The sequence below is a fragment of the Haloarcula sp. KBTZ06 genome, from assembly GCF_048595605.1.
GTDB classification, from domain to species: domain Archaea; phylum Halobacteriota; class Halobacteria; order Halobacteriales; family Haloarculaceae; genus Haloarcula; species Haloarcula hispanica.
Genome location: NZ_CP184340.1, coordinates 80184 through 104421, shown reverse-complemented (window position 1 = coordinate 104421; position 24238 = coordinate 80184). Strand labels below are relative to the sequence as shown.

19 protein-coding genes and 4 pseudogenes are annotated in these 24238 nt (G+C 56.7%); 6 read left to right on the top strand and 17 right to left on the bottom strand.

Translation table 11 applies throughout. From position 1 onward, the window contains the following. Window positions 1-77: 77 nt before the first annotated feature. Window positions 78-545: pseudogene (locus ACNO8S_RS18925) on the top strand (hypothetical protein); the annotation flags it as partial. 478 nt (window positions 546-1023) lie between these two features. Here the strand turns inward: ACNO8S_RS18925 and ACNO8S_RS18920 are convergent. Next, window positions 1024-1119 (bottom strand): annotated as a pseudogene (locus tag ACNO8S_RS18920) (hypothetical protein); the annotation flags it as partial. 157 nt (window positions 1120-1276) lie between these two features. On the opposite strand from ACNO8S_RS18920, the gene ACNO8S_RS18915 reads away from it, so the two are divergent. Next, window positions 1277-4021, top strand: a complete 2745-nt coding sequence (locus tag ACNO8S_RS18915; RefSeq protein WP_129756365.1) for a cation-translocating P-type ATPase — start codon at window positions 1277-1279, stop codon at window positions 4019-4021. Between the two features lie 155 nt (window positions 4022-4176). Here the strand turns inward: ACNO8S_RS18915 and ACNO8S_RS18910 are convergent, their stop codons facing one another. From ACNO8S_RS18910 to ACNO8S_RS18890, 5 genes are all read right to left on the bottom strand, one after another. Beyond that, window positions 4177-4644, bottom strand: coding sequence for a pyridoxamine 5'-phosphate oxidase family protein (locus tag ACNO8S_RS18910; RefSeq protein WP_014030979.1), 468 nt, complete (start codon window positions 4642-4644; stop codon window positions 4177-4179). Between the two features lie 176 nt (window positions 4645-4820). Then, window positions 4821-5750, bottom strand: a complete 930-nt coding sequence (locus ACNO8S_RS18905; RefSeq protein WP_014030980.1) for a CBS domain-containing protein — start codon at window positions 5748-5750, stop codon at window positions 4821-4823. Between the two features lie 583 nt (window positions 5751-6333). Beyond that, on the bottom strand, window positions 6334-7800 hold the full coding sequence (locus ACNO8S_RS18900) for a HEAT repeat domain-containing protein (RefSeq protein WP_014030981.1): 1467 nt from the start codon (window positions 7798-7800) through the stop codon (window positions 6334-6336). 916 nt (window positions 7801-8716) lie between these two features. Further along, window positions 8717-9535 carry a TrmB family transcriptional regulator gene (locus ACNO8S_RS18895; RefSeq protein ID WP_420183106.1) on the bottom strand — a complete coding sequence of 273 codons (819 nt, stop codon included), beginning with the start codon at window positions 9533-9535 and terminating at the stop codon, window positions 8717-8719. 262 nt (window positions 9536-9797) lie between these two features. Then, on the bottom strand, window positions 9798-10319 hold the full coding sequence (locus ACNO8S_RS18890) for an Lrp/AsnC family transcriptional regulator (RefSeq protein WP_023842947.1): 522 nt from the start codon (window positions 10317-10319) through the stop codon (window positions 9798-9800). A 41-nt stretch (window positions 10320-10360) separates the two neighbouring features. On the opposite strand from ACNO8S_RS18890, the pseudogene ACNO8S_RS18885 reads away from it, so the two are divergent. Continuing rightward, window positions 10361-10558 (top strand): annotated as a pseudogene (locus tag ACNO8S_RS18885) (helix-turn-helix transcriptional regulator); the annotation flags it as partial. A gap of 67 nt (window positions 10559-10625) precedes the next feature. Here ACNO8S_RS18885 and ACNO8S_RS18880 read toward each other — a convergent pair. Continuing rightward, window positions 10626-11530: pseudogene (locus ACNO8S_RS18880) on the bottom strand (HAD-IC family P-type ATPase); the annotation flags it as partial. Between the two features lie 55 nt (window positions 11531-11585). Between ACNO8S_RS18880 and ACNO8S_RS18875 the strand changes: the two are divergent. Continuing rightward, window positions 11586-12068 carry a hypothetical protein gene (locus tag ACNO8S_RS18875; protein ID WP_014030985.1) on the top strand — a complete coding sequence of 161 codons (483 nt, stop codon included), beginning with the start codon at window positions 11586-11588 and terminating at the stop codon, window positions 12066-12068. Between the two features lie 66 nt (window positions 12069-12134). On the opposite strand, the gene ACNO8S_RS18870 is transcribed toward ACNO8S_RS18875, so the two are convergent. After that, window positions 12135-12371: a hypothetical protein gene (locus tag ACNO8S_RS18870; RefSeq protein WP_014030986.1), complete on the bottom strand. Its 237-nt coding sequence runs from the start codon at window positions 12369-12371 to the stop codon at window positions 12135-12137. A gap of 201 nt (window positions 12372-12572) precedes the next feature. Between ACNO8S_RS18870 and ACNO8S_RS18865 the strand changes: the two genes are divergently transcribed. Next, window positions 12573-12818: a UPF0175 family protein gene (locus ACNO8S_RS18865; RefSeq protein ID WP_050036503.1), complete on the top strand. Its 246-nt coding sequence runs from the start codon at window positions 12573-12575 to the stop codon at window positions 12816-12818. After that, window positions 12808-13299: a DUF3368 domain-containing protein gene (locus ACNO8S_RS18860; protein ID WP_050036502.1), complete on the top strand. Its 492-nt coding sequence runs from the start codon at window positions 12808-12810 to the stop codon at window positions 13297-13299. The genes ACNO8S_RS18865 and ACNO8S_RS18860 overlap by 11 nt, the downstream gene beginning before the upstream one ends. On the opposite strand, the gene ACNO8S_RS18855 is transcribed toward ACNO8S_RS18860, so the two are convergent. The 9 genes from ACNO8S_RS18855 to ACNO8S_RS18815 all read right to left on the bottom strand — a co-directional run bounded on the left by ACNO8S_RS18855 (window position 13300) and on the right by ACNO8S_RS18815 (window position 23301). After that, window positions 13300-14319 (bottom strand): hypothetical protein, encoded by a 1020-nt coding sequence (locus ACNO8S_RS18855; protein WP_420183105.1) that lies wholly within the window; start codon window positions 14317-14319, stop codon window positions 13300-13302. 284 nt (window positions 14320-14603) lie between these two features. After that, window positions 14604-15677 (bottom strand): oligopeptide/dipeptide ABC transporter ATP-binding protein, encoded by a 1074-nt coding sequence (locus ACNO8S_RS18850; RefSeq protein WP_191907528.1) that lies wholly within the window; start codon window positions 15675-15677, stop codon window positions 14604-14606. Then, entirely contained in the window at window positions 15664-16755 is a 1092-nt protein-coding gene (locus tag ACNO8S_RS18845) for an ABC transporter ATP-binding protein (RefSeq protein WP_050036499.1), read from the bottom strand. Before ACNO8S_RS18845 ends, ACNO8S_RS18850 begins: the two co-directional genes overlap by 14 nt. Window positions 16756-16757: 2 nt before the next feature. Continuing rightward, complete coding sequence (gene nikC, locus ACNO8S_RS18840; protein ID WP_129754837.1) at window positions 16758-17651, bottom strand: nickel transporter permease; 894 nt, start codon at window positions 17649-17651, stop codon at window positions 16758-16760. Next, on the bottom strand, window positions 17648-18598 hold the full coding sequence (nikB, locus tag ACNO8S_RS18835) for a nickel ABC transporter permease (RefSeq protein WP_129754838.1): 951 nt from the start codon (window positions 18596-18598) through the stop codon (window positions 17648-17650). The genes nikC and nikB overlap by 4 nt, the downstream gene beginning before the upstream one ends. Next, window positions 18595-20127: an ABC transporter substrate-binding protein gene (locus ACNO8S_RS18830; protein WP_420183104.1), complete on the bottom strand. Its 1533-nt coding sequence runs from the start codon at window positions 20125-20127 to the stop codon at window positions 18595-18597. The genes nikB and ACNO8S_RS18830 overlap by 4 nt, the downstream gene beginning before the upstream one ends. Window positions 20128-20292: 165 nt before the next feature. Then, complete coding sequence (locus ACNO8S_RS18825) at window positions 20293-21603, bottom strand: ABC transporter substrate-binding protein (protein ID WP_225308230.1); 1311 nt, start codon at window positions 21601-21603, stop codon at window positions 20293-20295. A 663-nt stretch (window positions 21604-22266) separates the two neighbouring features. Beyond that, on the bottom strand, window positions 22267-23091 hold the full coding sequence (locus ACNO8S_RS18820; RefSeq protein WP_420183103.1) for a hypothetical protein: 825 nt from the start codon (window positions 23089-23091) through the stop codon (window positions 22267-22269). 57 nt (window positions 23092-23148) lie between these two features. Further along, window positions 23149-23301 (bottom strand): hypothetical protein, encoded by a 153-nt coding sequence (locus ACNO8S_RS18815; RefSeq protein WP_154020777.1) that lies wholly within the window; start codon window positions 23299-23301, stop codon window positions 23149-23151. Window positions 23302-24238: the final 937 nt, after the last annotated feature.

The window sequence follows — 24238 nt, the reverse complement described above, 5'->3', positions numbered from 1 at the left end:
CAGTGTCCACAGGACAGAGAAAGCGCCACTTGTATCGCTCACGAATCGGCTTGTACTCTCGGTTGCTTCAGTTTGAGCTGCAAATCGAAAGATTTGAGAAGGAAAGCAAGCAAAAGTACAAGAATATCGGCAATTACAAGACCAATTTAACCAGAAATACGAGCGGATAAAGAAATAGAAACACGTCTTTGGAAATACGAGAACCCGAATACATCGTCCAGTAAGCAACAGTCGGGGGCTGATGCTCACCGATTCGTCAAGGTGATCCCTGATCTGGAGCCCCCAGAAGTCACCCAGGACAACCGCCACTGCTACCAGTGCAACTCTTGTGGGACAGAAACCGTTGCGACACACCCTGAATGCCCCAAATGAGTGGTAGTTCGCGGTGAGCGTACTCTCCCAAGCAGCACTTTATCGGAACGATCACCGCCGCTCTTTCCGGAAGATTGCTGATAGCTTTGAGCAACTGCACTGGTTAGTAACCCTCAGGTGTGTCCGTGTGGTACGCGACCGAACGCGCTGGTCGCTGCGAATACGAACAGATTCATATCTCCACTGAACGTGACAGGTGCAGCCACGATCCCGATTGCGGTGATGTCGGTGGTATCGGCTCGGTTACGAACAGCACCACAGGACGGTTATCAGCCCGAACACTACCAACATGCTATAGTAGCCATTGAAAATCAATGCACACCTGATCGCACGACGGCAGTGCGATCAGTGTGTACATCGTTTCAATTGTTACTATAGTCGGCGGATCGGGCATCGTTATTGAGTTATCACTCCTGAAAGACTTATACTTGCCCGACGGTGCCCTCACTCTATTTCGTTATGGAAAAAGATAGTATTTCCTCAGAGTACGTCAGAAACGAGGCAACGGACTATTCGAAGTTGATGAGCGGTTTGATAATGTCGTCTTCTTTCGTTTCCACGAGGGGGAACGCTTCTTGCCAGCGTTGCGTTCGGGTTCCCGGCATGTGCCACCCCGAAGACGACCGACGTAAACAGCGTGGCAAGTCCGACCGCAGCCGTACCCCGAACCCGCTCGAACCACGTACGTTCCTCTGTGATGTTGGTGATGAGATATCCCCGAAATAGGAGCTCCTCGTAGACGCCCACGGCGACGAACGTGACGAATCGCCTGTGGTACCAGATGTAGCAGCCTATCGTTCTCAACACGGATCCCGCCCTGAATCGCCCCTCTGGTTAAACGACACCCTGCTTCTGTACTCGACACTGACCACTAAGTCGTCCCCCGGTGTACACCCCGTAACTAATGGTTGTCTCCGCTTCGACGAACACCGAATCCTGGTATTCACGGGGGCTAAGTCAGATATACGACGCCCTTGACGCCGATTCAGATGGTCTCTCAACCGAGGACGCTGAAAGCCGGCGCTCTGAACACGGCTCAAATCGCCTGCCGAAGACAAAGCCGGTCACCGTGTGGCAAATCTTCCTCCGTCAGTTCAAAAACCCACTTATCTACATTCTCGCCACCGCGGCAATTGTCTCGTTTGCCATCGGTGAGGAGACTGACGCTGGATTCATCGCCCTGGTGCTGTTGATCAACGCGCTCGTCGGCGGTATCCAAGAATGGCGTGCAGAACGCAGCAGTCAGGCACTGCAGCAACTCATCAGGACCCGGGCGACGGTCATTCGAGATGGTGAGACACGCGACATCGATGGAGAAGAGGTCGTCCCTGGTGATATCGTGCTTCTAGAATCTGGGTACCGTGTTCCTGCGGACATTCGACTCGTTTCTACACATGGTCTAGAGATCGACGAGTCGCCACTCACCGGCGAATCAGCCCCCGTCCTGAAAGACGAAGAGTGGGCAGGCGACGACCGGGCCTCACTCGGAGATCGGCGCAATATGGCCTACGCGGGAACGGTGGTCAACCGTGGGCGGGGGCGCGGTGTCGTCGTCGAAACCGGTGCCGATACGGTTGTCGGCCGATTGGCCGAGGACGTCACGGCCGTTGAGGGCGGACAGCCTCCCCTCGTGACGCGTATGGAGCGATTTACCCGCATTGTCGGCCTCGTCGTACTCGCCGCCGCGGCAATCACCGCCCTCCTCGGAATCTTCGTCCAGCAGTACGACGCCGTCGAAATGTTCCTGTTCGCCGTTGCGTTAGCCGTGTCGGCGATCCCTGAAGGGCTCCCCGTGGGAATCACTGTCGCGCTAGGCGTCGCCAGCCGGAGAATGGCAAAGGTAGGCGTCATCGTCCGTCGTCTAGTGGCTGTGGAAGGACTGGGAAGTTGTACGATGATTGCGTCGGATAAGACGGGAACGCTGACTGCAAACGAATTGACGGTCAAACAGGCTCAACTCCCCGATGGAAGGACGTTTGAGGTGACCGGCGAGGGGTATGCCCCGGAAGGGAGTGTCCTCAGAGACGGGCACCCTCCGGAGCCTCATCTCGCAAACGAGTTGTCTCGTCTCGCCCGCGCATCTGTGCTCTGTAACGAAGGGCACCTGTCCCGACGCGACGACGAGTGGACGTGGCGCGGTGACCCGACCGACATCGCGCTTCTCGCGTTCGGTCACAAGCTGGGGTGGTCCCGCGAGGCGGCGCTCGACGCGAACCCACAGATTGACGAGATCCCTTTCGAACCCGAACAGCGCTATGCGGCGACATTTCATGAAACCCGTGACCAGGAACAGGTATTCGTCAAGGGTGCGCCCGAGCGCGTTCTGGAGATGTGTTCGGATGCAAGTGAGGGCGACTTTTCGCGGCAAGAACTGCAACAGCAGGCGACCGAGATGGCTCACGAGGGATATCGCGTGCTTGCCGTCGCCGAAGGAACGCTGGAGACTACCGAGGATCTCGGCCAGCCCCCGTCAGAACCGACCGGGTTGACGTTTCTCGGGTTTATCGGGATGATCGACCCGCTCCGATCCGGTGTCGAGGAGGCGATTACGTCAGCACAGCAGGCTGGCATCACTGTCACAATGATTACGGGAGATCATCGAGAGACGGCCCTTGCTATCGCCCGTGCCCTCGGACTGGCCGAGTCTCCGGAGGAGGTCACCACCGGAACCGAGCTCATGGACGCCTCCCAAGAACAGCTTGTGGAAATCATAGAAACGACGCGGGTGTTTGCACGCGTCTCGCCCGATCAAAAACTCAGAATCGTCGAAGCTGCCCGGGGTATGGGACACTACGTCGCCGTCACGGGTGACGGTGTCAACGACGCACCGGCGCTTCGGCAGGCGAATATCGGTATCGCTATGGGACAGATGGGGACCGACGTGGCCCGGGATGCGGCCGAACTCGTGATCAGCGACGACAACTTTGCGACGATAGTCGCGGGCATCGAACAGGGCCGGATCGCGTTCGACAACATCCGCAAGATCATTTTCCTGCTCATCTCCACCGGCGCTGGAGAAGTTACACTCGTCCTGTTGAGCTTAGCGGCCGGACTACCACTCCCGCTGGTGCCCGTCCAGATTCTCTGGTTGAACCTCGTCACGAACGGGATTCAGGACGTCGCCCTGGCATTCGAACCCAAGGAAGGAGACGTGTTGAATCGGCCACCACGCTCTCCTGACGAGCGAATCTTCAATCAAATCATGATCGAACGGACACTCGTCGCCGCGATGGTGATCGGTGTGATCGGGTTCGGGACGTTCATTTGGTTACTGGAGCAGGGGCTTTCGGAGGCGGCTGTCCGCAATCACCTGCTCCTGCTGGTCGTCCTGTTCCAAATGGTCAATATCGGCAATGCCCGCTCCGAGACGGCCTCTCTGTTCCGTCTATCACCGTTGCAGAGCCCCATCTTGCTTACCGGGACGATTACTGCGTTCTTGATCCACCTCGGAGCGATGTACTTTCCGCCCGCTCAGGCAGTCCTTGGAACCGCACCTGTCAGTCTGGAACAGTGGCTCGTTCTCGGTGGGATTGCCCTGACCATCGCCGTCGCTATCGAGCTGCACAAACTGAGCTGGAAGATGCGGTACCCTAAGCGCTCGGAGAGAGCGTCACAGACCTCTTCGCAAACTCGCGAGAAGGAGGCGTAGAGCGGGAAATCTGGCAGACCCTCAGTCGCGCTCTCCGCCACGAAGCGGGCTTTCTCCTGTGAATTCTCGCTTAATTAAGCGACAGCATCCCAGCGTTCACGCCAGGGAGGACGTTATCTCCGAGCAGCCCGATTCATTCCGAGGAGGGGACGCATTCAGTTATAAAATCCCGGCGGGAGACCAGTGTGTCGAACGCCGGTCCATTCCTCGATCTGGAACTCGTATATCTGTGTTTCAAGCGAGTCACTCGCGGTCTCGAACAGTTCCGGGCGCCACGTTGGCGTCGTCGTCTCGTCGAGTTCACCACGTCTGTCTTCCGGGAGTTTCTGAATCGTCCCGATGAGTCCGACGCTCTCCCAGTTAAACGCTGTCTCCGCACTGTACACGAGGAATGCCGCCGACTCTGCCTGGTTGGCCAACTCCATTTTCCGACTTCCGTTGTCTCCGATGAAGTAGAAGTAGAGACGCCCCCCCCCATTATACCCGTAGGTCATCGGAATCAGGTAGGGTTCGACGTCTGTTGGGAGTCCCAGCGTTCCCATACTCTGGCTAGAGAGAAACCCCTCTACCTCCTCGTCGGTCATCTTGTGCAACCCGAAGTCGGTGAGTTCGTCGATAGTCATTCCATATCAGAGTATGCTATCGAGTGACATAATTCCGTGTGCTGTCTCATAGTTTCCCGATAGACAACAGATGGAGGCGTCTGCTATAGTAGCCATTGGAAATCAATGCACACTTGATCGCATGGCAGCAGTGCGATCAGTGTGTAAATCGTTTAATTGTTACTATAACTGCTCGGTCACCCGCTGGCGAGGGCCTCGACGGTGACCTGACCTGTCTCCGGCGTCTCGTCGATCAGGACGGCGGCCTGGCCCTCAATTATCGGTTCGCCGTCCTCGTTGAGCACGTCCGTCGTGAGCTGGTATTTGTTCCTGCCGAGGTCCTCGACAACCTCACAGACTGCGGTAAGGCGAACATCGATGTCGGCCGGTTTTAGGAACGAGAGGTCCTGTGAGATGTATATAGTTACACCGGGGAAACGAGCCAACGCAGCACTGATCAATCCACCGACAAGCGTCCCGTGGACGATTCGCCGGCCGAACCGCGTCTGGCTGGCGTACTCCTCGTCGAGATGAAGCCGGTTTGTGTCGCCACTGGCGGCAGCGAAGGTCCTCACGTCTTGTTCGCTGATCGTCTTCGAAAACTCGACTCTGTCACCGACGTTGACGTGGTGGTCGTCGAGTCCCGTACCCTCAACGTCCCAGTCGTTTTTTTCGTAAGCAGTCTCCTGATGTCGGTAGTAGTTGGCAGTCTGTTGTTCGTGGCCTTCGATTTCCCGCCGCTGGAGGATTTGCGGGACGTGACGGACGATATCGTCAGTGCTGACCAGCCCAACTAGCTCGTCTCCATCGAAGACGACCAACCGGGCGATATCATGCTCAAACATTGTTTCGACCGCGGCGCCGAGGGTGGCGCTCGCATCGACCGAAACAACGTGGGTTGACATAAACTCCGAAAGCGAGCGCTCTTCCGGGCTCGACTCCTCGCTGAGGAGTCGCACGAAGTCGTCGCTGGTGACGATGCCGAGGACCTCTCCGTCCTCGACGACGACTAGTGACCCGATTGAGCCCGCGTGACACCGGCCGGCGGCAGTACTGGCAGTTGTTTCAGGCGACGCCGTCTCGACCGGACTGCTCATCACGTCGTTGACGCGAATTGGGAACGCCATGGTTGCACGTCGGTTCGACGTGACAAGAGGTTATCTGACGAAGAGATACCAACCGATAACAGCTGTACGTATGTTATTACTAAAAGGAATAGAAAAGTAAAGAAATGGAATAAAAGGTGTATCTAACCGAGATCAAATAGTTATAATTACGCATGTATTATATACAAAATAACGCCCTTCAGATTGAATACTGGTGCTTTGTTTAAAGATTTAATTGATCAGTGTTATTCTTCGTGCTGGATTCTGGTATCCAAGAGCTTCAATTTGTTCTTCTCGAAACCAACGAGGGCACCAATCTGTCGCCCGTGGTGACGACCTTTGGGAGGTTATAATGTGCCTTATCGACATCATCGGTAATGGAACTAGAGTGCATAAGTTAGAGTGAAAACGAGAGATATTAACAATAAAAACCCGAGTTTGGAAATACAATCTCAATTTTATGAACTAAAGGGTTGCAAATACAAGATAAAGATACCAATCTGACTGAATAGAGGATTAAGTCTTGGAAAGTGGACGACATCCACGAGACGGCAGCCCGCAATGCGATATCCGAGTGAGCCAGTGCAGTGACGAAGACCGAAGCTCAGATCGAGATAGGACTCAGATAGCGATAGGCGTCGTCGATGGTACTGATCGTCCGGAATGCCGCTGCCACGGAGGGCTTCTCGTCGACCGAATCCATGTCGCCGACACGGGATCGTAGTTCGGTGACCACCAGCGCCCCCACGGTAGGCTCTGCGGCGACGAACCGGTCGATCGCCTCCTGGGAGTCCGCGGCGGCGAGAAAGAGCGCGCAGATCTCCTCAGCCGCCGATTCCGTTTCGGAGTCCACCACGTCCAGCGCCAGCAGTGCCTCGGTCGCCTCCATACGCACCCACGGATCCTCGTCTTCGAGACGGGCCTCTAAGTTCTCGACGGCGGGGCGAACCTCGTCGGGGTGGGTCCGTCCGACCGCCGTGAGTGCCCTGGCCGCAGAACGACGGCGTTCGATCCTCGACGCGTCGAGGCTGGCGGTAAGGTCATCGATGGCGGGCACGACCGCCTCCGGGTGGGCTTGTGCAATCGTCTCTAGCTCACGGGTGATCGATTCGTATATGGGTTCGAACGTGGTGTTTCCAGCACCTTCTTCGTCGAAGATGCTCTGGAGTGTCGAGGCGATACGGGGTGCCTCGCGTGGGAAGGTCACACCCAGCCGCCCGAGCGCCAGTGTGATGGATGTCTGTTCACCCCTGGGACCGGGTCCGACGAACGCAGCGGGTGGCGACAGCAATGCGAGGATGCCGTCGATGACGGGTCGAACCGCATCCGGGCGCGTCTCCGCGAGCGAAGCGAGCGCACTGGCCGCGCTGGAACGGACCGTCCAGCTGTCGTCGCCCAGACACGCCCGGAAGTCATCGATGGAAGGACGGTCCGCATCCGGATGCGTTTCCGCGAGAGAGCCGAGCCGCAGGACCGCTTTGGACCGTACTTTCGGGACGTCGTCGTCCAGGCACGCCTCGAAATCGTCGAACGGCGGGGTGATAGCTTCGGGTCGCTCTGCGGCGATCTCCCCCAGAACGGCCAGTGTGTGTTCCCGGACCCACGCCTCGCCGTCGTCGAGACGGACCCGGAGATCGTCGACGAGCGGCACGAACAGTTCGGCGTGGTGCTTGCACAGTTCCCTGAGGGCGAACAGTGCCTCTCTCCGGGTCGACTCGTGGGCGTCGTGGAGCCGCTCCCGAAGGGTGTCGACGGCGGGGCGGAGCACTGCCGGGTTCTGCTCGCGACCGACGTCCGAGAGGCTCTCGGCGGCGGGTTCGCGGACTCGCCTGGGCTGGTCGAAACAGTGCCCCAGCAACACGTCGACGGCCGCCTCGGTTCGTTCCTCGTCGACGATGCCGACCGAACGAATGCCAGACATGGCGACGTCTCGGTCCCTGGCGTCTTCGGTCGCGAGCAACTCCCGCAACGCCTCGAATTCGGCATCGCCCGCCCGCCCGTCCTCGAAAGCGGCGACCAATTCCGTCACTCTCTCCGTCGTTCCAGTGGTCTCGCGAAAATCGTTCCCCATGCTTCTTGATTGAAACAGGCCACTCACGGTAATAGATCTCTGGATTCCACACGACGACCCGATACCACCTACGACCAGTGTGATTATATTCACAGCTACCGTACCAAAACGAAATGGATGACGAGTCGGTCGAAGCCGCACACGCCTAAAACCCCGAAACCTACGAGGACGAGCGGTTCGGGACATTCGAGAAGAAGGCGACTGTCTGTACTCGGTGATTATCTCGGTCTTGTGCGAGTTGACGGCGCCCACGGCCTCGTGCGTGAGCTCGCCGAGAGTACACTCCACGAGGGTGACGACCGGCGTGTGATCCCGGTCGATCGGTCGAGATCGTCGGCTCACCGTCAGGAGTTCTGTCCGCTTGATGCGCTGCTCGTGTTTCGCTGCGTTGTTCCGAAGCCATTGTCAATCGGGGGCATGTGATGCGCCCCGCCACCATCTCGCGGGGGAAACAGACACACCGAAACGCACCCGTCCATCTCATACACTAAAACTGATCGGTTCGCGAGTCCACTCTCCCTGTGACATCCCCTCAGCCGAAGAGAACCGGCGGCCTTCGCACACAGCATATCGCCTCTCTCTTTGGACGAAAACCGCGATCTGCAAGCCGAAATGACACCCTCAAATAGCAGATGAGCCGTGTCGTACCGATTTGAGCGCGTAGAAGGCATCCCGAGAAATCCCGTGATAATGCTGTAGTTTCAGAAATTGCTCGACGGGGATTCAGAAGGAATGATTTCTACTCAGCAACGGACTTTTGAAAGTCTCTGCCGGTGATAGGTTTCACCGGCCGTGTTGAATACAGGATGCGAGTACAGCATGTGATTTTTCCAAGGCGTTGACAATGCAATCCCTCAGTACAGTGTCTGTAATACTCACTCTGTTCGCGCAGTCTGGCCAGAGCAGCGCTGACTGGCTACCTCACCGGGTTCACCACGGGGAGCCGACCCGAGGAGATTATCCGGCGAAGGAGGACGACGATACCGTTCTCCAGGCCGTTGGCGAAGACCGCCTGTTCGTGTGATTCGTCGGGGTCGGCGTCCGGGTAGAAGGAACTGACCAGCAACGTCGTGCGGTCGACCAACAGCAGGCGGCTGATGGCAATCTCGTCGTTACTCGTGGGACCCAGGAGCCAGTCCAATTCGGTTTCGAACACCTTCACGGATGGCAGCTCGGTACCGAGTTTGGCAATGATTGCGTCCGTCTGGCCACCGATGATCACGTCGACGCCGCGGTCGACTGCATCGTGGAGTCGGTCGTACAGCGCCTCCGTCAGAAGTTCCTCCTCGACGACCAGCAGGACGATCTCCGAGTTGGCGTCCTCAAGCAGCGTGTGTGTCCGGGACTCGATGCCATCGTGGCCGGACAGCGCCCATACCTCCTGCATTCGGTCGTTGTTCTCGCCCTCCGGCTGGGGGTCGAGCGCTTCGAGGTGTGACTGGAGGCTGTCGATCCGCGTGTCGTACTGTTGACGCAGGATCGCGGTCGCCTCTTCGATGCTGACCGAGCGAAACTGTTGAGGGCTGGAGTGCTGCACTTCGACCAGCCCCTTTGACTCCAGCACTCGGACAGCGTCGTACACCCGGGTCCGCGGAACCTCCGAAGCCTCACTGATTTGCTTGGCCGTCCCCGTCGAGAGTTGGGTCAATGTCAAGAAACTCCGCGCCTCGTACTCCTTTAGCCCGAGGTCCTGGAGCAGAGTTACCGTCTCGGCTTTGAGTTGTTCAGCTGTCATTAGGTGGTCCTGTCAAGTTTGACTGACTGAGAGAGGTACCAACGACAGAACCTATCAATATAGTGACGGGATTGGTCACCGTTTCGGTCGATTCGGACATACCGTAGTAAGGACGCCGACACGAATAAAGTCGGTTACCCACACAGTTGTCACATTTGGAAATTCCAACTCAAACTGGCTATCGGTGGATATTTTGAAATTAGAATGTGATTTCAGTGCCGGTAGACGCGGAGATATTTGAAAATTTCAATCGGTCTCCCGGTTATCCTTGATCGGTGACCGACCCGTCGTCGGTGCCGTCATCCTGCCGCGCGCCGGGCCCCGACTGTGGATAGAAGTGGTCCCATGACTGGACTTGTGTCTCGGAGATGATCTCGGAGCTGGTGATTGTCATGCCCACGTCCGCCAGTTCGTTGCGGATCTCTTCGATTTCCCTAACCGTGCCGGCGACGACCTCGACGTGGACATTCCGTTCGCCCCCAAGCAACTCGCGGGTGGTTACCACACCGCGAATATCGAGGATCTGATCGGCCAACGAGTCAAGCTTATTCGGATTGACTGTACAGACGAACATGACGTGGAGGGGGTAGCCCGCTTCCTCGTAGTTGATCTCGGGGTGGTAGCCCCGGATTACGCCCTTCCCTTCGAGCTTGTCGAGGCGATTTCGGACCGTCGTGGAGGTCACATCCACCCTCTCACCGATCTCCGTATCGGTCTGGCGGGCATTGAGCTGAAGTTGGTGCAAGATGCTCCGGTCCACGTCGTCGAGTGGGGAGTCGTCCATGCGATGTCCTTGGACGGGGCGACTGAAAAGTCCGCATGGGCCATCACAAGCAAGAGAGCAACCACGGCCGTCTCTATCCGAATCACGACGATCTCGTCAACAAAGGACTGCTCGAGAAGGGTGAACTCGACAAGCGGACGAGCGTATACACAGTCACACAGCGTGGTAAGCGTGAAATAGAGGCACGACAGGAGTGGGAAAGCCAGTATTTGGAGAGCAAAGAATCGGTTCCTGCGTAGCACCCACCGGTCTGTCGGAAGCGATGGTCATCCCGAAGGAATCCCTCCTGTAGTAGCCAAAAGGGCCTCAGTCCGCGGGCTGTGCCTCCGTAGCTGGTGTCCCGCTTGGAAGCTCGGGAATGGACAGGTCCACGCGGCGGAGTAGCTGTGCGTTGATCGCGACGATTACTGTACTCAAAGACAGCAGAAGCGCACCTACAGCGGGGGACAGCAGAGTTCCGATCGGTGCCAATACGCCTGCTGCAAGCGGAATAGCGAAGACGTTGTAGCCGGCCGCCCAGACGATGTTCTCCTGCATCTTCCGGTAGCTCGCCTTGCTTAGCTTCACGAGTCGCACCACGTCCATCGGGTTGTTCTGGACGAGGATGACGTCGGCCGACTGGACCGCAACGTCGGTACCGCTCCCGATCGCAATGCCGACGTCCGCTCGCGTCAGCGCCGACGCGTCGTTGACGCCGTCGACGACCATCCCCACAAGCTTGCCCTGGTCTTGGAGTTCTTGGACTTTCTCGTCCTTGTCCTCGGGGAGGACTTCTGCGAACACCGTATCGATGCCCAGTTCATCGGCGACCGCTCCGGCGACGTCCTGGGAGTCGCCGGTCAGCATCGCCACCTCGATGCCCAGATCGTGGAGTGCGTCGACGACAGCGTAGCTTTCCTCGCGGATCACGTCGGCCATCGCGAAGGCAGCGATCAACTCTCCTTCGCGAACGAGATACACCACTGTCTGTGCGTTCTCGCCGGCCTCATCAGCGAAACACTGGAGGTGATCGGAGACATCGCTATCGAGTTGAGTCAACAAGTTCGGCCCGCCGACGTACACCTCGTTTCCTTCGACGCTCGCGCGAACCCCTCGCCTTTGATCGCCTCGAAGTCGGTCGCGTCAGGTGCGCTAAGATCACGCTCGTCAGCTGCCTCGCGGATGGCTCGTGCAATCATGTGTTCGGAATCACTCTCGATTGCGAATGCCAAACAGTTTGTCGACGGGGACTCACGATCAACTGACGATAGTATTCTCGCCTAGCAGATGGTGGAGAGAAACGGAACAGACAAACTCCACTCCTTACGAGGATCGATCGACCGATCAGCGCTCCTCACGGTTCGTGACATCATCGAGAGAGAAGAGCCGCTCGCAGCGCCAACGCTAGACGGCTATCTCAACCCGACGGTTCTGGAAGTCCCACTCGGTGACGGCCGCCGTAGTGCTGACTCCGCCCGAATTGATGTTCAGTGGACGACTCGAGCGGACTACAAATTTCACTATACGGACACTGACGGTGTGAATTTCCGCTGGGACAGTCATCCACATGGCGGTGATTACATCTCCGTTCCAGGTCTTGAATACTATCATCCGCCCCCTGACGCCACTTCCGATCCAGACGATATCGAAGAGTCCTGCATCAAGCAGTCTGTCGAAGCACTCGTCACTCGTGCTGTTCTCAAACTCTGGCGTGTTGCCTATCATGCAGACTCCTACGACCCGCTGAATGCTGCGAGTAATCCACCGTAATCGAGGTGGAGGCCCCACTCTCAGCGAGCGAGCGGAGGTATTGCTCTCACGAGAGGGGGGAGTCACTCACAGCAATTCGACCCACTCGGGAGCGCAATCGTGGGTCCCGCCGTAGATCGAGCGCTCGGGATACTGGTCGTCGTCAGCCTCGACAGCGACGATCACGTTGCCGCCGGAACACGAAATTTCTGCACCGGTTCCGACGACTGCATCGAGTGGGCCGTCTCCGTCGGTCCAGTCAGTTCTGACGTGGTCACCGCGGTCGAAGTCATACTCCTCGAAGGAAGGTGCTGTGGTACTCATGATCTCCTCCGGCTTCGGGGGAGACACAAAACCTCAGCCGTTCACCGGTCGGTCATGCACGTCGAACACGAATCGTATCGTACCAAATTGCACTCCCATCTACGAAAACAGAGGTTTTCGACCACACAGGTGAGACTACACGACGTCACATTCGGATAGCGCAGCCAAACACTCAATAATCGGGTTATCCAACAGACGAGTATGGCTACTATCGAAATTGATGAAGAGGTGTATGAGGCGCTCCAGATTCCTGAGGGAGAGCGGCCGCAGGCAATGAAACAAGAATTGGCTGTCTCGCTTTACGCGCGTGATGTCCTTTCGTTCGGGAAAGCGCGTGCATTGGCAGAACTGTCTCACCGAGAGTTCCAGACATTACTCGGAGACCGCGAAATCCCACGCCATTACACCGACACTGAACTTGCCGAAGACCTCGACTATGCCGAATAACGAGCTTGTAGTCTCGGACACGTCACCGCTGCTGAATCTTGCACTTATCGACCAACTCACCCTTCTCAAATCGCAGTTTTCGAGCATCACCATTCCGCGTCAGGTGTGGGACGAACTCACTGATGGAGAGGCAGGTGTAGACGCGCTTCGCTCGTTGCGTGACGATGAGTTCCTGACGATCACCGAGGTCGAACAGTCGCACCTCTTCACTGAAATCTTCCACGAGCTGGATCTCGGGGAAACAGCTGCTATTTGTCATGCCATCGAGCACGATGCTGACCTCATCCTTTTGGATGAAAAAGACGGTCGACAGGTCGCTCGGAGACACAGCCTGACGGTAACGGGAGTCATCGGGATACTACTCCGCGGAGCCAATGCTGGAGACATTGAATTAAAACACGAACTTGACGCCCTTCGTGACGCTGGCTTCTGGATCTCTGATGAGCTGTACTCAAAAATTCTTTCTGAAGCAACGGAATAGTTACCGCTCCCACGGAAAGGAGCCAATCCGCTTGCGATAGGCACTGATCTGGTCCTGAAATTCCTGCTCCTGGAAGTCTGGCTCGTCGCCGTGGATGTCTTCGGGAGAGACGCCGTCGGGAAGATGCTCGTAGTCCGTGACGTCCTCCGTGTCATCCTCTTGGTCGGGTTCGTGTCGGTGCTGCCCACACTCCCTGCAGGTCCAGATCATGCGGTCAAGGTGTGGGTGGCACTCGAAGCCATCGAGTCCGTACGATTCGTGTCCCGTCACGGCGCCACACTGGCGACAGTAGAACCCGATTCCGACTATCTCCGGTTCGGCTCTTGCCTGATGGCGCTTCACAACGCCGGGCACAAGCCAGTACGTGCCGTCGTCCTCCCGGAACTCATCCGTGAGCTGCTGGAACTCCGAGCGGTCGGTGACCGGCGACCCGTCCTCGAGATAGACTCGTGGCTGGACGTCGTCCCCATCCCCGTCCCAGTTGGTCTGCTCGTCGGCTGTCTCCAAGAGCGCCTGTCCGGATTCCTCGCCGATCGTGGTTTCGGTCGGCAGGTCGGGCCAGCCTTTCGTGAGAGTGGCGGCTGGCTCAGTTCCGAAGGCTGCTCGACACTTCACGGTTCCATGAGAGACGTCCTCACCGCTCGCGATACTATCAGACACGGAGAAGGCCGCAGCGCCGAGCGCTCGTGCATGGAAGTCAGTGTTCGCTTCGACGAGCGCGAGTACTACCCGCCCGAACGTCCACTCCCCAAGTGGGCTGCTATCCTGATCGTCGAACGAAGTCTCTGAGATGCCGGTTTGAGCACAGAACGGACACTGGCGTTCATCCCGTGGAATGGCCTGTCCACAGGTCCGACAGGTGCGAGCATCATCCTCTGTACGGTCGGGATATCCAGTGGAGTCGAGGACTCGTTCCTGTCCGTTTCCTCTCGTTTCAGGATCGGAACTCGCGGCACCGGGGATATCCGCGGGGTCGTACTCAGGATTCCGGTCAGTCACACGCTTGGTTGCGGTCGTCATCGCATTTAAACCCCGGCCCCGAGGGAAGCACAAACCGACAGAGAGCGAAACTGGACGAGTTGGCTATCCGTCCCTGTGCTGTCCGTCACTGTGTGGCGTCATCACGCTGATCGGCGGCAATATTTATACAGACGACACGGAAGAGGTTGTGAGCATGACCTGCCCGGTAACTCGTTGATTATCTTGATGAGGACATCTTCTGTGACGAGAGTGAAGTCAGTGATGACTGGTGAAAGCACCCACAAAAACGTTGACTTTGAGTAGAATAATCGGTTTTCATGGGCTCAGAATCTACTCATCTCAGAGCCATCTTCAGTGTGGGACTCATTTATGTCTGTTTCGCCTGTCGCTTCCGGAGCATGAAGACACCGAACGTGTGTCTCTCGAACCTCTTCGAGTGATGGATGGTGTTCCTGACAGGATTGTGTCACGGCCGGACAACGTGGATGGAATGGGCAGCCTTCCGGTCTATCTGCTGGGTCAGGAGGAGCACCCTGAAGCGGCACTGGCGTGGGATCTCGTGGGTCATCACTCGGGATCGCACGGATTAACGCTTCAGTATAGGGATGGTTCGGGGACTGGAACAGGTCGCCTGCTTGCCCGACTTCGACGAGCTCGCCAGCATACATTACTGCGACCCTATCAGCGAGGAACCTGACGACATTGAGGTCATGGGAAATAAACACGTAGCCGACACCGAACTGCTGTTGTATGTCTGCGAGAAGCGAAAGAACTCTCGCCTGTGTGGCCATGTCGAGTCCGGAGACTGGTTCATCGAGTACGATTATATCGGGGTCGTGTGCAATAGCTCGGGCGAGAGCGACGCGCTGTATTTGGCCGCCGGAGAGTTCCCGGGGATACCGGTCAGCGATTTCTGGCGCAAGATCAACACTGCACAACAGCTCAGCGACCTCGTCTGGGCCGGTGTCATGTAGGGAAGCCGAGGTGGCGTCGCTACTGGCTTCAGCAATTGACCGACCGATGGGCCACCGGGGGTCAAAGCTTCCCCGGGCGTGTTGAAACACGACGCCGACTCGCCGCCGTTGCGCGGTGGAACGCTCTGAGAGGTCACCGACGCGCGTTCCATCGAGACGAACTTGCCCATCGTCCGGGGTGAGCTGCCCGGTGATGAGTTTCGCGAGTGTTGATTTCCCGCAGCCACTCTCACCAACAAGTCCCAGCGTTTCGCCACGTTGGACGGCTAAGGATACATCACAGACCGCTTTCGCCGGTGAGTCGCTGCTACGCAACCGACCGAGGACGGATCGTGTCGATGAGAACGCTTTCGAGACGTTTTGTACTTCGACCACAGGAGTACCAGACTGCACATCATCTGGAGTTTGGTTACGCTGTGTCATTCTGTTGTCCTCCGTTAGCTGCCGGAATCTCCTGCTGTTCGGACACGAACTTGGCTTCAGAGAACGGTGCTTCGACGCAGGCGAGTCGGTGGTCCGACGCGGCCTCAGTCGTCGGAATCGGCCCCGAGCGACACGTTTCGGTCACATACTGGCAGCGGTCGGCAAACGGACAGCCCTCGTGGCTGCTGCTGGGGTCTCGTGGACGTGCCATGGCGGACTGGACTTGCTTGTCAGCGTCGCTGTTTCGGACCGAACACGAAAGGAGTGCTCTCGTGTACGGATGTTCCGGTGCGGTCAGTATTCGCTCAACGGGACCGGCCTCCATTACCTGTCCGTCATAGAGTACCACGACACGGTCACATGTCTGTGCAATCACACCGATATCATGGGAGATAAGCAGTATGCCGATGTTCTGTTCGTCACGTAGCGAGCGCAATCGACTGAGAATATCTGCCTGTGTGGTCGTGTCAAGTGCTGTTGTTGGCTCGTCGGCAACCAGCAACGCGGGTTCACTTGCCAGTGCAATGGCGAGGACTGCTCGTTGCCGGAGACCACCAGAAAACTCGTGTGGAAATGACGACACATTTGCTTCCGGGTTCGGGATGCCTACTTGGTCCAGCAACTCGATAGCGCGCTCCCGTGCGTTCTCCCACGCTGACCGATCTCGGAACGGTGGCACACCGAGGAAATCTAGCAGACGTTGTGTCCCGCTCGATTCGTGTATCCGAACCGATTCTGCGATCTGCTCGCCGACCGAAAACACAGGGTTCAAGCTTTCCGTCGGGTCCTGAAAGACCATCGAGAGCTTATTTCCACGTAGTCGACGCAGTGTCGCTTCAGTGGCAGTTGTTAGCTCTCTTTCAGCAAAGGTAATGGATCCGCCAACGATGTTTCCCGGGTCTTCAAGTCGGCAAATTGATCTGGCAGTAACGGACTTGCCGCTCCCACTTTCGCCGAGTATACCGACAATTTCGCCCCGGTCGACGGTGAACGACACCCCGTTGACCGCGTCGACAGTCCCGTGATCAGTGTCGAAACGAGTCTGTAAGTTCTCGACGCGAAGCAGTGGTTCACTCATTGCTACAGTTCCTCCATCTGGGCTGTCTGCGTAGGTGAAAGCATATCTCGAAGGCTGTCTCCGAGAAGATTGAAGCCGAGCACGGTGAGCATGATACAGAGGCCCGGAGCGTTGACAAGCCACCACGCCTGTCTGAGATAGCTGCGTCCGGATGCAAGCATTGTCCCCCATTCAGGTGTGGGTGGCTGTGCGCCCAGCCCAAGGAATGAAAGTCCCGCTGTGCCGAGAATGACGCTGCCGATGTCAAGCGTTGCCAGAACGACAACTGGTGCAACGGCGTGCGGGAGTAGGTGGCGAGTTGCGATGTGCGTTCGTGACCGGCCGAGCAATCGTGCGGCGCTTACAAACTCACGCTCTCGAAGCGAGAGTACGCTACTCCGAACTAACCGTGCGTACGATGCCCAACCAACGACCGCCAGTGCAAGCATCACGTTCACCAGACTCGGCCCCAGAATCCCGGCGATGACAAGTGCGAGGACGATTCCAGGGAACGCAAGCAGTGTATCGACAAGTCGCATCAGCGTCTCATCAATCCAGCCACCGGCGTAGCCGGCGAGGAGGCCGACTGCCGTCCCCATAATAAGTCGTACAGTGGTTACAGCGACGGCGATACCGAGCGAGAATCGCGCACCATGAAGGAGTCTTGTCAGTACGTCTCTACCCAGCTGGTCGGTCCCGAACGGATGAGACAGTGACGGAGATTCAAGCCTGTTCGAAAGGTCCTGTTCGACTGGATCGTAGGGCGAAACAACTGGTCCAAGTGCCGCAAGGACGAGCAACGTGAGCACAACTCCGATTCCGAATTGTCCGAGGCGGTCCGTTGCGAGTCCGTCAGTTCCCCTCGGTTGCTTGGTGGCTTCTTGCTGCTTTCTTCTGTCGGCTGTTCGGTCGCTCATGTGTGCTCACCTCCGAGGTCGATTCGTGGGTCAAGTCGGCTATACGTCAGGTCGACTGCAAAGTTCACCAAGACAAAGATGACGCCGATTAGCAGTGTTACGCCCTGTACGACCGGGTAGTCACGAGCAAAGATTGAATCAACGAGTAACGTCCCCAAGCCCGGCCGTTGAAACACTACTTCGATAACAACTGCGCCGTTAAGGACGTAACTCAACTGCAAACCTATAATCGTCACGACGGGCACAAGCGCGTTCCGGAGCGCGTGTTTATAGACGAGAATCCGTTCGCGCAACCCTTTCGATCTGGCGGCTTGGATGTACGCGTCATCCAGAACATCAAGCATCGCTGTTCGAACCAGTCGCGCGATAACCGCAGCCATTCCAGAGCCAAGCGTCAGTGAGGGGAGAACCAGATGTTTCGGTCCAGCCGCGCCGGCCACCGGAAAGAGGTTGAGACGGAGCGCACAGACGATAATAAGCAGGTAGCCAAGCCAGAAGTTCGGCATTGAGACCCCTATTAGCGAGCCGATCTGTGCGGCGTAGTCAGTCCGGCTCCCCGGATTACTCGCGCTGGCAATTCCGGCTGGGAGAGCTATTACAAGCGCGACGAGCATCGATGCAACAGCGAGTGCGATTGTATTCGGCAACCGTTGGACAATCATATCAGAGACAGACCGGTCGCTGTAGTACGATTGACCGAGGTCGCCTTGCAGTGCGTTCCCCATCCAGCGGGCATACTGGACTATGAATGGGTCGTCAAGCCCATTTTCAGCTCGAAACTGATCGACTGCATCCTGAGATGGGGCCTGTCCACCCATCTGTTGGGTCAGAATCGTTCGCGCCGGATCCCCCGGTGTGACGAAGACCAGCCCGTACGTGAGCAGCGACACGCCCAGCAGAACGATTGCCATCGTCAGCAGTCGTTTGCAGAGTTCCGCCCCGATCATCGCTGCTGTGTGACCTCCTCCAGATGATAACAGGATTCGATGGGATGGGGCTGGTATCCCCCGACGTCGGCACGAGTCCCGATGACGTTTGCGTAGTAGGTGAGCCAGCCGAGCGGGAGGTCACGTTGCATACGCCGCTGGACCGCTGCGTATCGCTCGAACCGCTCGTCACGGTCGGCTGTCCGCCTAGCTGCTTCGAGGTGCTGATCGACCGCTTCGTTCTCGTAGCCACTGAACATCGTCTCCGTCTCCGAATGAACGAGGTCAGACAGTCGGTCCGGGTCGGGATACCATAGCACTGAACTCGACCACAGAACGGTATCGAACTCCCCGTTTGTTGCTTGCTCTTTGATTGTCGAGGACTCCATGACTGAAATATCGACATCGAAGCCAACCGCCTGAAGCTGTGTCTGTATCACTTCGGCAATCGTGGGCAGTAGTGGACGGGTATTATACGTCCAGATCGACACCGAGAGTGTGTCACCGTCACGGGTACGGGTGCCCCCATCCGGTTCCCATCCTGCTTCAGCGAGCAGACTCCGTGCCTTATCAGGTGAGTATTCGTACGGTTCGAGCTCTGCGGCCCACTCCGTTACATCCGCTGGGAACGGACCGACCGCTTTCGACCCCAGCCCATTCAGCAACGAATCAACGATGTGGTCCCGGTCGATAGCATACATCACCGCGCGACGGACTTTTTTGTCCGCAAACGGTGCAGAGTCGAGGTCGAACACAAGGTATCGGGCTCGCGGAATCTTGTACGTGTGAGCAGTGAGATCGGGACTGGATGCAAGTGTATCCGCTGCCTTGTTCGGAAGAATACGTGCCATATCCAGTTCCCCGCTTTCGAGCTTTAGCCGCCGAGTCTGGTCGTCAGTGATCCCTTCGTAGATTAGTGTCTCGATGTGTGCGGTCGACCCGTGGTAGTCCGGGGTAGCGGTCGTTGTGATTGTCGAGCCTGGCTCCCAGTCTTCGAATTGAAACGGACCAGTACCGATCGGCTCAGTGATTGACCCATCGTTGGCGATTGCAGACGGTGAAACAGGGCAGGTAATCCCACGGGTACAGTGTGCTGGCAGCGGTGAAAACGGAACTGCAGTTTGAATTATAATCGTCCGGTCAGCAGCGGCTTCGACTGATTCGACCGGGACTGCAGCCATCGAACTTGATTCGAATGCTCGTGTGAGCGATGGGAGCACAGTTTCTGCGGTCACCTCAGTCCCGTCGTGAAATGTGACTCCTTCACGGAGTGTGTACTCCCACGTCCTGTCGTTTACCATGTGCCAGTCAGTGGCCAAGCCCGGTGACACAGTCGCGTCGTAATCGATGGTAAGCAGTGGCTCAAGCACATTGAGGCGTCGCCAGAGCCAGCCGTTTGTCACGGGATCTATCGCATCCGGCGTCCAGGGTGAGCCAACCCTGAACGTGTCCTTGCCTACGCTATCGTCGTTTTGTAGCCAATACCCACTGAGGCCCGATATACCGGCTGCAGCTGCAAACAATGTCTGTCGTCGCGTGAATTTATACATACGATATCACACACTGTATCCATCTCATTCGATTTCTCGTCGATACCATCTGGCCTATTACCGTAGAATCACTGGCTGGTGGCGGTTGGCATATCGGACCCAGATGGCGAATCCATCCCGTACCAGACCGGGAACGCAGGAACCCTACGCTCACGCCATCCCTGCTCATTGTTCCCGCGTGAGACCAGACCATTCGATCATGTTGTCTACCGGGTGGCCGTCGATACCGGAGACATCCGCCCGCCGGCCGAAGACGGACTCGTTGTAATACAGTGGGATGACCGCCCCGGTATCGACCACGCGCCGCTGGACTTCACCGTAGTAGTCCCGTTTCGCTTCCAGATTTTCTGCCCGATATCCCTGCTCGATGAGGCGGTCGACTTCTGGACCAGGATTGTAGATGCCGGTGCCGTCTTGCTTGTAGCGTTTCCGATTGTCACTGCCTTCGGAGTGGAACATTGCCCGAATAAGATAGTCACAGGCAGCGCTATTCGATCCGAAACCGACGAGCGTCAGGTTCGCTTCGCCCGCGGTGAACCTATCGTTGAACGATGCCGGATCGACCTGTCGAATCTCGCTTGTGACGCCTATCTCTTTGAACCAACCGGAAAGCGTCTGTGCGATCGTTCTATCGTCGGCATTTTTGCTATTGATCAGAACCGATAGCGTTTCGCCGTCGTATCTGGACGCCTCAACGAGGTCCCGTGCCCGATCTAGGTCTGGCCCGTAGGTCGGGAGTTCATCGTGAATTGACCATGGAATAGTAGACGAAATCGGTCCATATGCTGGCTTGCCAATATCGTTGAGAACATTCTCGACGATCTGGCTCTGGTCGACAGCCCAGTTGAGTGCCTTTCGAAGTTGCTCGTCATCGGTCGGCGACCGATACAGATTGACTGCGACGAGCCCAGCCTCAGGTGTGAGATAGGTGTCGATCCCTGTCTCCGAAGCCTCGACAAGCGCCGTAGCCCGGCTTTTCGGGATTTGTTGTGCGATATCGACTGAACCTTTTTCAAGAGACAGCACGCGCGTGTTGGGATCCTTGATCCACTCAAAAGTGAGTTCTGTGGGGGTAGCTGTCCCGTCTCGATAATCAGCAAACGGCGTAAGCGTGATTGACTGTCCTGCCGTGACTTCATCGACCTCAAACGGGCCTGTCCCAGTCGGCGTCTCGTTTTCATCAGGGTGTTGAATGCCGAAATACTGGTGTGAGATTGTGCCAGGAAACGCGGGGAAGGGGTCCGTTGTCTCGAACCGAACAGTGGTGTCATCTACTGCCGTGACGCCATCAGACGTGACACCAATCCAGCCCGGGACCCACGACCACTGCTCAAAAACACGGTCAAAGGAGCGGACAACCTCGTCGGCTGTCAGCGGGTCTCCGTTGTGGAATGTGACACCATTGCGTAGGGAAAACTCCCACGTCGTCTCGTCGACGGCCTCCCATTCTGTGGCAAGCAGCGGCGCGGTTTCCATCTCTGCTGTAGTGTCAACGAGCGGTTCAAACACATGCGTATAATACGGTGTGATACCGTTGTAGAGGTCCCATTTTTGCCGCGTTGGGTCCCGTGCCAACGCAACAGTAAATGAGTCCTTCGAATCAGCCTTTGAGCTACTACAGCCTGCAACCAGGCCAGCAGCTCCAGCCACAGCGCCGCCCAGCAGTTCCCGTCTCGAACAGTGTTTAGGCATTGGCACTCACCTTGCTGCTGAGCGGCATGAGGGCAGGACCAACACAGACAGAAGAATCTGATTCCATGCGGCTGCTTTCCGGGAAATATTGTATAAATCTCGACATCATATGATAGATACGAAGGGGAAGTCAGTAAATCAATTGTGGTTTAGTTAACTAAGATGAAGTTGTATAATACCGCACAGAGTATTTTCCTACCCCAAAGCATTCAGGACAGTAATGTTTCAGAGAAGAATTTCAGAGTCCCTCTAAGAATGAACCACCCCCAAGCATCGGTTACACCCTTGCATTGAGGATATCAGCGACTGCCATCATCAAATGACTACTGCTCACGCGTGCATACACACCACCGTTTCCGGTGAAAAACCACCTGATAGCAGTAGTGTTTACACTCGAAACACGGTGTGGTGAACCTGGGATGTGACCATGTTCAGCGCAGGAATGATCTACACTTCGAGTCGCTCCATCGGCTCGACCTCGAAGGTCAGCAGATGCGACCGAAGTTGGGCGTAGGCCCCGTCACCGTCAGTCGTGACACAGTACCGGTTTGGCCTTGCTGCATGGGGATTGCCGTCGTTCTCTTGCCACTCCTCCAGCGTGAACTCACGCGCCTCCAACTCGCTGTCAGCACCCTCAAAGACGGCCGCGACCGATGGCGTCCCATGGTTGTCAGCGACGTATGCGACCTTGACAGCGTCGTGGTCGGCGTCAAGTCTCGTCCACCCATCGAGCGCTTCCGGTGGGTCCTCGGCGAACTGCTCGATCTCACGCTGGCTCAGTTCGGCTTCTGCGGCGTCGTACCACGCTTGTTTGATATCCTCGGCTTGGGACCGCTCGATCTCCTGAAGGACGTCGCTGTCGATACACTCTCTGGCCAACGCAAGCACGGTCTTGGCCTTCTTGTACCTCACCTCGGGTTCGCCGTCCAGCTGTCCGAAGTTCATCTCTTGGGGAGACATCAAGAGGACATGAGAGCGCCAGTAGCCGGAGTCAGCATCGCATTCCTCGTCAGCATTTGGAGCCCACGCCTCCATCGAGGTCCGGACTTCTTCGTGGTGCCCGAAGCCAATTCGGACGCCGCTGGCGCGTAAGATACGTTCCGCAAGGTCGATGGTTCGCTCGTGCTCGTCAGCGGGTACTTCATCGGGGCGAGTGACGTCGGCGTAGAATGGCAAGCCGACTGTGCTGATGATCGTTTCTTCATAGTTTGGGATAAGCAGCGGTTCATCGACGAAGATCGGGTCGAACGGTGGTTCGGCTGTCGGCAACATACTGGAAAGCCTCCAGCCACCGAGGCAGCACAAAATCGCGCTGGGTCGAAGTCCGATCTAGAGGTACTGGTCGGCGGTGTCGCCGTGGTTCGCTTCCAGGGCTTCCCAGTCAGTCATCGCGTCGTATTCTGGTCGAACCTCGCCGTCTGAGAGCATATCGTCGACGAAGGCTTGGACATCGTGTGGAGCCGCCGGCTGCGAGGGCTGCACAAAACGAACATTGTGGGCAATAGCTCAATCGCCTACATGATGTATTAGAACAAACAAGATGCCTGAGTTCGGTTAGATAAACAGATCTCTCATGTGGTACAGGGTGTGTGACCTGAATAATTTCAGCTGCGATGTTATCTTTGATCTGTCTCTTTTCAGGAAAGTCTCCAGATGAGATTTCCAACGCAAACACGCTACGCAGGCGGCGTAGTTCAACTTTGATAGTGTCTTGCTGTATCGGCCGTAGAGAAGTGGGACCCCCCGGTTTTCACGAGAGTTAATATCGGCCAGTGAACCGGCATTTTGTTGCCCACCCCCCACATTTCACGAGAGTTTAAGAATAGCAGCTCTTAACTCATGAAATGTGGGGTGTAGTTGAGCAGAGCAAGTCATCAATTGTGTAGTAACTCAGAGAAAGCACGGAGTCTAGACAGTGAGTGGAGAGGGATTGATGGTCTCTCAGGGAATCAAATACAGAGCAGCGCGACCGTAGACTCCTATGGATATAACCTACTAGCGATGGATATTGTTTGTTGACGACGATAACTGACCATGAGAAGTTGAGGTCTCCTTTCTGCCTTGCTGAATAGAAGAGACAGGTAGATATCTCCCCCTCCCCCCATATTTCATGAGAGTTGCTATAGGGGAGGGGAGGGAAGAAATAATGTCTGACGCTTCTTGCTGAGTTTCCACTAGAGAATTAAACTGAACCTAACGTATTACGGATACTGTTTTGACCCACTTATATTAAATCTTCTTCTCATTCAGAGTTTCATTTTGCCCTCTCTTCCCCTCCTCTCCAACGATACTCTCGTGAAATCTGGGGGGCGGGGGTTGGTGCAAAACGTCCCAGCTCGTGTGAAAACCGACGCATATGTCTCATGAAGCAGTGGGGGCCTCTCGTGAAACAAATGAGTCCCATGAAGCGGTGGTTTTA